We start from the raw sequence: 7,844 nt of genomic DNA, 5'->3' as shown, positions 1-7,844 counted from the left end.
GCACCGGGATCGACTGGATCACCAGGATGTAGCTGGCGGCGAAGCGGCGCAGCCACCGGAGCCGCGACAGGCGCATGATCGCGAAGACGCCGCCGATGATGCTGCCGATGAAGAAGGCGATCGCGGTGAGAGCCAGCGTCCAGCCGGCGGAGCGCAGGATGAAATAGGCCTCGGGCCAACCGAAGGTCTGCATCAGGCGGCCTCCCCATGCGCTTCGGTGAGGCGGGCAAGGCCCGACACCTGCGGGAAGAGCTTTCGGCCGAGCCAGTTCAGGAAGAGTTTGAAGGAGAGCGCCAGCACGAGGTAGRGCACGGTGACGACGATATAGGTCTCGAACGAGCGGAACGTGTCCTGCTCGATGATCGCCGCCGTTCCGGACAATTCCTGCACCGAGACGAAGGAGCAGATGCTGGAGGCCAGCATCATCAGCACGAACTGGCTCGACAGCGCCGGCCAGACGCGGGCGAAGGCCGGCTGCAGGATGACATGCTTCAGCACCTGCCACTTGGTCATTGCGAGCGCGAGACCGGCCTCGATCTGCGATTTATGGATGGAATCGACGCCGGCCCGGATGATCTCGGTGGCGTAGGCGGCGAGATTGAGCGTCATCGCCAGAACGGAGGCTTCGAGCCCGTTCAGGCGGATACCCAACTGCGGCAGCCCGAAGAAGATCATGAAGAGCTGCACCAGGAAGGGCGTGTTGCGCATCAGCTCGACATAGGCGTCGACGAGATAGCCGGCCCAGCTGCCCGCGAGGCTGCGCAGCGCGGTCATGCCCGTCGCCAGGACGAGGCCGAGCGCGATCGCGACGAAGGACAGCGCGATCGTGAGCCAGACCCCGTGCAGGATCATCGGCCATTTGGAAAGGACGTCTTGGAAGAGCAACGGCGCGCTCCTTCGGCCTGCGAGGTCGAGGGTCGCCGGCGCGCGCTCAGGCGCGCCGGCAGGTCCGATCGGAGGGTTGGATCAGAAGGTCGGCAGCGGCGGCAGCGGGCTGCCGACCCACTTCTGCGCGATCGCGTCGAGCTCGCCGTTCTGCTTGACGTAGTAGATGAAGTTGTTGAGCCACTGGCGCAGCTCCCAGGCGTCCTTGCGCATGGTCATCGAGTTCGGCTGCACGCCGAACACGAACTTCAGCTCGGTCTCGGTCTCGCCGCGCGCCTTCATGGCGGCGTTGGCCTGGGCGTCGGGGCCGGCGATGGCCTCGACCTGGCCGGAGAACAGCGCCTGCATGGTGGTGGCGTCGTCCTCGAAGCGCAGGATGGTGAGGTTCAGCTCCTTCTCGCGGCTGGTGAACTCGCGCTCGACGCTGGAGCCGCGGTTGACGCCGACCTTGCGGCCCTTGAGGTCGTCCCAGGTTTTGATCGGGACGTTCTTCTTGGCGTAGATGCCGGTCTGGAAGGCGCTGTAGGGGATGGAGAACATCACCGCCTTGGCGCGCTCGGGCGTGGGCGCCAGCGTGGCGACGAGGAAGTCGACCTTGTTGGCCTCCAGCGCCGGGATGCGGGCCGGCGGGGTGAGCTGCACCATCTCGACCTTGACGCCGAGATATTTGCCGATCAGCGCGATGACGTCGGCGTCATAGCCGATGGCGTTGCCCTGCGAGTCGACCGAGCCATAGGGCGGGGCGCCGATCAGCACGCCGATCTTGACCGAGCCGCGCTTGATGATGTCGGTGACCGTCTGGGCCGAGGCCTGGCTCGCCGCGAGCATGCCGGCGCCGAGCGCGAGAGCCACGCCGGCGATCTTGATACGCTTGAGGATATTCACTGGACGTCTCCCGTTGTGGTGCATTCGCGCTGATTGGTCCCCGGCTTCTTGTGGCCGGTTGATGGGCGAGAAGTGGTTATGCCTCTCGGTTCACTGTCCCCTTCGGACGACGTTCTCCAGCGGCTCGCCGGAGAAACGGCGCCTGATGTTACCAGCAATGACCGCCTGGCGCCGCCGGATCGTTCCGCTGGTCCAGCCGGACATATGCGGGGTCATTAAAACGTTTGAAAGCTCGTGGAAAGGCAGTTTCGACGGCAGCGGCGTGGCATCCCCAGCCTGTGGATAACGGTACCAGGTGTCGATGATCGCGCCGCCGATGCGGCGGCTCTTCAGGGCGTCGTAAAGCGCCTCTTCGTCGATGGTCGGCCCGCGCCCGACATTGACCACGACGGCGTCGGGCCGCATCGCCGCGAAGGCTGCGGCGCCGACGATGCCCTTGGTCTCCTCCGTCAGCGGCACCGAGACGACGACGACATCGACCGAGCCGCAGAAGGCAGCGAGCTGGTCGAGGGTGAAGGCGCGGTCGACGAGGGGCGAGGGCGCGACCGGGCTTCGGTTGGCGACATGCACCTGCATCTCGAAGGCCTTGGCTCGGGCGGCGATCGCCTTGCCGATATGGCCGAAGCCGAGGAGGCCGATGGTCCGGCCGGCGATCTCGTCATGCACCCGCTCCGGCGCGCCGGCCCAATAGGCCCAGTCGCCCTGGCGCAGCCGCTGGTCGGCGTCGGCGAGCGGGATCGCGCGGGCGAGGAGGGCGCTCATCACATATTCCGCGATGGCCTGCTCGTGGCCGAAGCAGTTGCATACGGCGGCGGAAGCCGGCAGCAGGTCGAGATTGACGGCATCGTAGCCGGCGCCCGGCACATGGAAGAGCTTGAGCCCCGCCGGCACCGGCAGGCTCGCGTCGAACTTCACGCCGATGATGGCCTGCGCCTGCGCATAGGCCGCCTGCTCCGCCTCGGTCTCCAGCACATCCGGCAGCAATTGGATCTCGGCCGGCCCGCCGAGCAGGTCGGCGAAGCCGTGGCTGAAGCTGGCGGCGTTTTCGCCGTGGAAGATGATGCGCATGGTCTCGGATGTCCGGCGGTTCGGGAGTTCAGTGGGACAGGAGCGGCTCGACGCTGCAGTCGAGCAGGGAGGGATCGATGTTCTCCTCCATCTCGTCGAACATGGTGTCGACGAAGGCGATCAGCTTTTCGGAGGCGGCGATGGCGCGCTCGGCCTGCGACGAGGCGATGCCGTTGAGCAGGGCAAGATGGTGGTCGATGGTCCCGTCCAGATTGTGCTGGCCGGGCATGTAGCTGTGATGGATGAAGCCGATGCGTCGGAAGATGGTGTGCAGCGGCCTCAGCGTATGCTCGAGGAAAGGCTCGCCCGCCGCCGCCAGGATCATCTGGTCGATGCGCCGGTCGAGGCTGTTGAATTCGGCGAGCGTCAGCTCCTCGCGGCGGTCGCGGAGCAGYCGGGCCATATGCAGCATCTGGTTGCGGTGGGTCGGCCCGGCGCGCTCGGCGGCGAGCCGCGCGACGAAGCGCTCGAGATCGCCGCGCAGCTTGAGCAGCACGCGTTCGCGCGCCAGGTCGATCGGCGCGATCTGGAGCCCATGCCGGGGGCGAATATTGATCAGCGTGTCCGCCGCGAGCCGGTTGACGGCGTGGTGGACGGGGGTGCGGCCGAAGCCGGTCAGATCCTGCAGATCCTGCATCGTCAGCAGGCGGCCGGGCTTGAGCTGGCAATCGATCAGCATCGACTCGATGCGTTCATAAGCCAGTTCGAAGAAGTTCAGGCGGTTGCGGCGCGGCAGCGGCTCGAGCGCATCGAGCTCGGCGAGCTTCGGCTCCTCCTTGCGTCTTGCCATGTTTCCTCCACAGCGGGCTCTTGCCGGCCCATGCTTGCCGGCGACGATAAACATGTTGTGATATTTTACAAGCGCTCTTATGGTCGGCACGCTCCGTCGCCATCCTAGGCCGACGGAAGCGCGGGTAAAGGATGGGAGGGCACGACCAAAGTCGAAGCCAGCCCTCGCCAGGGAGGCGGACTTTGAAAATCACAGCGATCGAGACGTTGCGGACCGAGGAGTTCGCCAATGTCCTCTGGGTGCGCGTGCACACCGATGCGGGGGTGATCGGCCTCGGCGAGACCTTCTACGGCGCGGCCTCGGTGGAGGCCCATCTCCACGACACGCTCGCCATGCGGCTCCTCGGCAAGAACCCGCTGCATATCGAGGCGCTACACAAGGAGATGACCAACCTGCCGATGGCGCAGGCCTCGACGGGTGCGGAATCGCGCGCGACCTCGGCCGTCGACATCGCGCTCTGGGACATCTTCGGCAAGGTCTGCGGCCAGCCGATCCACCAGATGCTGGGCGGCCTCTGCCGCGACAAGCAGCGCATCTACAACACCTGTGCCGGCTATGGATATGTCCGCTCGCACAACATCAAGCCGGTCTCGACCTGGAATTTCGGGCACTCCGAGGGCCCCTATGAGGACCTGCACGGCTTCATGACCCGTGCCGACGAGGTCGCCGAAAGCCTGCTCGAAAGCGGCATCACCGCGATGAAGATCTGGCCCTTCGATCCCCCGGCGATCGAGAACCAGGGCCTGTTCATCACGCCCGACCAGATGCGCAAGGCCTGCGAGCCCTTCGAGAAGATCCGCAAGGCCGTCGGCGACAAGATGGAAATCATGGTCGAGTTCCACTCGCTCTGGAACCTGCCGACCGCGATCAAGATCGCCCGCGTGCTCGAGCAATACGAGCCGAGCTGGTATGAGGATCCGATCCGGATGAACTCGCCGCAGGCGCTGGCCGAATTCGCCCGCTCGACCACCGTTTCGGTGACCGCGAGCGAGACGCTGGGCTCGCGCTTCCCCTACAAGGACATGCTCGACCGCGACGCGATGCATGTCGTGATGGCCGATCTGTGCTGGACCGGCGGGCTCACCGAGGGCCGCAAGATCGCGGCGATGGCGGAGACCTATCACCGCCCCTTCGCGCCGCATGACTGCATCGGCCCGGTCGGCTTCATCGCGGCGATCCACGCCTCCTTCAGCCAGCCCAATACGCTGATCCAGGAATCGGTACGCGCCTTCTACACCGGCTGGTACAAGGAGCTGGTCACCGAGATGCCGCGGATCGAGGGTGGCTATGTCTACCCGATGGAGGCTCCGGGCCTCGGCGTCGAATTGCTGCCGGCGGTGTTCGAGCGCTCGGACCTGACGGTCCGCCGCTCCAGCCTCTGAGATGACGTAATGACCAATCCCCTCTTCGATCTCACCGGCCGCACGGCCCTCGTCACCGGTTCTTCTCGCGGGCTCGGCCGCGCCATGGCGGAGGGGCTGGCGGCGGCCGGCGCCCGCATTCTCGTCAACGGCACGGATGCGGAACGGGTCGCGACCGCCGTCAAGGAGATGCGTCAGGCCGGCCATGAGGCCGATGCCGCGCCCTTCGACGTCACCTCCGAGGATGAAGTCGTCAAGGCCTTCGCCGGCTTCGACGCCGCCGGCATCGCGGTCGACATCCTCGTCAACAATGCCGGCATCCAGTTTCGCAAGCCGATGGTCGAGCTGGCGACGGCCGATTGGCAGCGGGTCATCGACACCAACCTGACCTCGGCCTTCGTCATCGGCCGGGAAGCCGCGAAGCGCATGATCGCGCGCGGCCACGGCAAGGTCATCAACATCGGCTCGCTGACCTCAGCGCTGGCCCGGGCCACCGTCGCGCCCTATACGGTCGCCAAGGGCGGCATCAAGATGCTGACCCAGGTGATGGCCGCCGAATGGGCCGAGCACGGCATCCAGGCCAATGCCATCGGCCCCGGCTACATGCTGACCGACATGAACCAGGCGCTGATCGAGAACCCGACCTTCGACGCCTGGGTCAAGGGCCGCACSCCGKCCARGCGCTGGGGCARGCCGGAGGARCTKRTCGGSGCCGCCGTCTTCCTCGCCGCGCCGGCCTCCGACTACGTCAACGGCCAGATCATCTATGTCGATGGCGGAATGCTCGCCGTCCTGTAGAACGGCGGAGACTGATCCGCCGGAGGACAAGGATGGCCCGCCCGCGCCTCGATGCGCTCGACCGCAAGATCATCGCGGAATTGCAGACCAATTCGCGCCTCTCGGTGCAGGAATTGGCCGAGCGGGTCGGCCTCTCCGCCTCGCCCTGCGCGCGGCGCATCCGCATCCTCGAAGAGGCGGGCGTCATCCAGGGCTATGCCGCGATCATCGACCAGACCAAGGTCGGCCTGCCGATCAGCGTCTTCGTCTCGATCAGGCTGGAACGCCAGCGCGAGGACGAGCTCGACCGCTTCTCGCAGGCCGTGGCGCGCTGGCCCGAGGTGGTCGACTGCTATCTGATGACCGGACAGCGCGACTATCTGCTGCGCATCGTGGTCCGCGACCTGCCGGCCTATGAGCGCTTCCTCAAGGACAAGCTCACCCGCCTCGACGGCGTCGCCTCGATCGAGTCGAGCTTCGCGCTGGGTCAGGTGAAGCGCTCCAGCGCCTTGCCGATCGCGGCGGCGCCGGAGGAGGATTGACCAAGGCCGTCATTTTCGGGCGCCGCATAGCGGCGACCCGAGAACCTCGGGACGAGAGGGCTCTGGTTTGAGAGATGCTCGGGTCAAGCCCGAGCATGACGGCTGAGTCTACCGCTCCGCCGAAGCCGCCCAGATATTGATCCCGCCATCGACCGCATGCTTGTCGATGGCTGCCAGCTCCTCAACCGTGAACTCGGTGTTCCCTAGCGCCGCGACGCAATCCGTCACTTGCTCGGGCCGGCTCGCGCCGATCAGCGCCGAGGTCACGCGCCCGCCGCGCAGCACCCAGGCGATCGCCATCTGGGCGAGGCTCTGGCCGCGCGCGGCTGCGATCTCGTTCAGCGCCGCGATGTGCTTGATGTTGTCGTCGCTGAGGAAGCCTTCGCGGAAGGATGGCGCCTTCTTGTCGGCGCGGCTGCCGGCCGGCACACCCTTCAGGTACTTGTCCGTCAGCATGCCCTGCGCCAGCGGCGAGAACACGATCGAGCCGATACCCTCGGCATCGAGCGTATCGAGCAGCTTGTCCTCCTCGATCCAGCGGTTGAGCATCGAATAGCTTGGCTGATGGATCAGGCAGGGCGTGCCGAGCCGGCGCAGGATCGCGACCGCCTCCTGCGTGCGCTTCGAGTTGTAGGAGGAGAGGCCGACATAGAACGCCTTGCCCTGGCGGACGATGGCGTCGAGCGCCCCCATCGTCTCCTCCAGCGGCGTGTGCGGGTCGAAGCGGTGCGAGTAGAAGATGTCGACATAGTCGAGCTTCATCCGCTTCAGGCTTTGGTCGAGGCTGGAGATCAGGTATTTGCGGCTGCCCCATTCGCCATAGGGGCCGGGCCACATCCGGTAGCCGGCCTTGGTCGAGATCACCAGCTCGTCGCGATAGCCGGCGAAGTCCTGGCTGAGGATTTCGCCGAACGCGGTCTCGGCAGAGCCGGGGGGCGGACCGTAATTATTGGCGAGGTCGAAATGGGTGATGCCGAGGTCGAAGGCCGTGCGGCAGATCTCGCGCATATTGGCACGGGCACCGGTCTCGCCGAAATTCTGCCAGAGGCCGAGCGAAAGCGCCGGCAGCATCAGTCCGCTGCGGCCGCAGCGGTTGTAGCGCATGGCGTCATAGCGGTTCGGATTGACCATGGCGTGCCTCTCAATCGATTGAATGGCGGATAAGATGAAGGCCCGGTGGCATTGCGTCCACCGGGCCTCGTTGCCTATCGGGTCGCGATCCGATCAGGCCGCGGCGTAGCCGACCGTGCCCTTGATCTCGAGGAACTCCTCGAGGCCGAAATCGGCGTATTCGCGGCCGTTGCCGGACTGCTTGTAGCCGCCGAAGGGCGCGCCGGCGTCCCAGGCCGGGTAGTTGATGTAGACATTGCCCGAGCGCATCTGCGAGGCGATCTTGCGCGCGCGCTCCTGGGAGCCGGACTGGACATAGGAAGCCAGGCCATAGGGCGTGTCGTTGGCGCGCGAGACGACCTCGTCGTCGCTCTTGTAGGGCAGGATCGACAGCACGGGGCCGAAGATCTCCTCGCGGGCGATGGT

General features: G+C 66.1%; 10 protein-coding genes. 3 read left to right on the top strand and 7 right to left on the bottom strand.

Features of this window, described 5'->3' with window-relative positions:
* The 5 genes from AB4Y99_RS22450 to AB4Y99_RS22430 all read right to left on the bottom strand — a co-directional run.
* Window positions 1-193, bottom strand: a 193-nt coding sequence (locus AB4Y99_RS22450; RefSeq protein ID WP_441524887.1) for an ABC transporter permease subunit, incomplete at its 3' end; no start/stop codon positions are given.
* A complete protein-coding gene (locus tag AB4Y99_RS22445; RefSeq protein ID WP_441524888.1) occupies window positions 193-852 on the bottom strand; it encodes an amino acid ABC transporter permease in 660 nt (219 codons plus the stop codon). The genes AB4Y99_RS22450 and AB4Y99_RS22445, both read right to left, overlap by 1 nt.
* Before the next feature lie 114 nt (window positions 853-966).
* Complete coding sequence (locus tag AB4Y99_RS22440) at window positions 967-1,770, bottom strand: transporter substrate-binding domain-containing protein (protein ID WP_441524886.1); 804 nt, start codon at window positions 1,768-1,770, stop codon at window positions 967-969.
* A gap of 90 nt (window positions 1,771-1,860) precedes the next feature.
* Window positions 1,861-2,838, bottom strand: coding sequence for a 2-hydroxyacid dehydrogenase (locus AB4Y99_RS22435; RefSeq protein ID WP_441524885.1), 978 nt, complete (start codon window positions 2,836-2,838; stop codon window positions 1,861-1,863).
* A gap of 28 nt (window positions 2,839-2,866) precedes the next feature.
* Window positions 2,867-3,628: a GntR family transcriptional regulator gene (locus AB4Y99_RS22430; RefSeq protein WP_441524884.1), complete on the bottom strand. Its 762-nt coding sequence runs from the start codon at window positions 3,626-3,628 to the stop codon at window positions 2,867-2,869.
* A gap of 182 nt (window positions 3,629-3,810) precedes the next feature.
* Here AB4Y99_RS22430 and AB4Y99_RS22425 point away from each other — a divergent pair, with 182 nt between their 5' ends.
* The 3 genes from AB4Y99_RS22425 to AB4Y99_RS22415 are packed head-to-tail and all read left to right on the top strand — an operon-like array spanning window position 3,811 to window position 6,308.
* Window positions 3,811-5,010: a mandelate racemase/muconate lactonizing enzyme family protein gene (locus tag AB4Y99_RS22425; protein ID WP_441524883.1), complete on the top strand. Its 1,200-nt coding sequence runs from the start codon at window positions 3,811-3,813 to the stop codon at window positions 5,008-5,010.
* 9 nt (window positions 5,011-5,019) lie between these two features.
* A complete protein-coding gene (locus AB4Y99_RS22420; protein WP_441524882.1) occupies window positions 5,020-5,787 on the top strand; it encodes an SDR family oxidoreductase in 768 nt (255 codons plus the stop codon).
* Window positions 5,788-5,819: 32 nt separating this feature from the next.
* Window positions 5,820-6,308: an Lrp/AsnC family transcriptional regulator gene (locus tag AB4Y99_RS22415; RefSeq protein ID WP_038366710.1), complete on the top strand. Its 489-nt coding sequence runs from the start codon at window positions 5,820-5,822 to the stop codon at window positions 6,306-6,308.
* A 108-nt stretch (window positions 6,309-6,416) separates the two neighbouring features.
* On the opposite strand, the gene mgrA is transcribed toward AB4Y99_RS22415, so the two are convergent.
* Window positions 6,417-7,439, bottom strand: coding sequence for an L-glyceraldehyde 3-phosphate reductase (gene mgrA / locus AB4Y99_RS22410; protein ID WP_441524881.1), 1,023 nt, complete (start codon window positions 7,437-7,439; stop codon window positions 6,417-6,419).
* A 93-nt stretch (window positions 7,440-7,532) separates the two neighbouring features.
* Window positions 7,533-7,844, bottom strand: a 312-nt coding sequence (locus AB4Y99_RS22405; protein ID WP_441524880.1) for an aldehyde dehydrogenase family protein, incomplete at its 5' end; no start/stop codon positions are given.

The organism is Allobosea sp. TAB14 (assembly GCF_052113865.1).
Lineage (GTDB): Bacteria > Pseudomonadota > Alphaproteobacteria > Rhizobiales > Beijerinckiaceae > Allobosea > Allobosea spartocytisi.
The sequence above is the reverse complement of the archived record's forward strand: the minus strand, read 5'-3'. Positions and strand labels throughout refer to the sequence as shown.